Origin of the sequence: Halorubrum tibetense (genome assembly GCF_042661865.1) — an archaeon.
Classification (GTDB): Archaea; Halobacteriota; Halobacteria; order Halobacteriales; family Haloferacaceae; genus Halorubrum; species Halorubrum tibetense.
On sequence record NZ_JBHSWW010000459.1, the window covers coordinates 1 to 1,249 of the forward strand.

Consider the following 1,249-nt stretch of genomic DNA (forward strand, 5'->3'; position numbering starts at 1 on the left):
TCGGTCGCCTGCGGCGGGCGCTGGGTTCGACCGCCGGAGCCGCCCGGCGTCGGGATCGCCGGCGCGCCGCGCTCCTCTAAGTCGACCTCGAACCGCTTCCCGTTCACCTCGACGGTGAACTCGCGTTCGGTGACCTCCTCGTCGTCGTCGGTGGCCGACGACTCGGAGCCCCACCGCGCCTGTGCGTCGGCGATCCGTTCGGGGTCGACCTCCTCGTCGAGGTACTTCGTCGTGTGGGTGCCGTCGACGAACCGCTGGTCGTCGAGCATCAGCCGGTGGAAGGGGATGATGGTGACGACGCCCTCCACGTCGTACTCCGCGAGCGCGCGCTTCGACCGGGCGAGACACTCCTCACGGTCGCCGGCCCACACGATCAGCTTCGCGATCATGGAGTCGTAGTCGGTGACGAGCGGGTCTCCCTGTCGGAGCGCGTCGTCGACGCGGACACCGATCCCGCCCGGCGGGTCGTACGTCTCCAGGCTCCCCTCGTTGGCGGGTTGGAACTCCTCGGCCGCGTTCTCGGCGTTGATCCGGAACTCGATCGCGTGGCCCTCCAGTTCGACGTCCGACTGGGTGACGGAGAGCCCCTCGCCGCTCGCGACCCGGAGCTGCTCTTTGACGATGTCGATCCCGGTCAGCTCCTCGGTGACGGTGTGTTCGACCTGGATCCGGGTGTTGACTTCGAGGAAGTAGAACGGCGTGTCCGGCCCGAGCGGCTCGGCGGGGTCGCGGTCGGGGTCTTCCTCAACGAGGAACTCGACGGTGCCCGCGTTGGTGTAATCGGCGGCGGCGACACCGCGCCGGGCCGCCTCGCCGATGCGCTCGCGCAACTCGTCGGAGAGCGCGGGGGACGGTCCCTCCTCTATCACCTTCTGGTGGCGGCGCTGGAGCGAGCAGTCCCGCTCGCCGAGGTGAACGACGTCGCTCTCGTCGGCCGGGCCCTCGCCGTCGGCCCCCTCGTCGGCGACGATCTGCACCTCGACGTGTCGGGGGGTTTCGAGGTAGCGTTCGAGGTAGACGGAGTCGTTCGAGAAGTACGCCTCCCCCTCCCGTTTGGCCGATTCGAGCTGCGATTCGGCCTCGTCGGCGGACTCGACGATCTTCATCCCGCGGCCGCCGCCGCCGCCTTCCGCCTTGATCGCGACCGGATAGCCGTGCTCCTCGCCGAACTCGCGGACCGCCTCGGAGTCGGTGACGGGCTCCGTCGTCTCGTCGACGATCGCCACGTCGGCGGCGTCGATCGCGCGGC

The 1,249-nt window shown here is 69.8% G+C and carries 1 protein-coding gene; it reads right to left on the minus strand.

The window, feature by feature from the left end; translation table 11 throughout:
• On the minus strand, positions 1-1,249 hold a 1,249-nt coding region (locus ACFQEU_RS16155; RefSeq protein ID WP_379783823.1), incomplete at both ends, for an ATP-binding protein.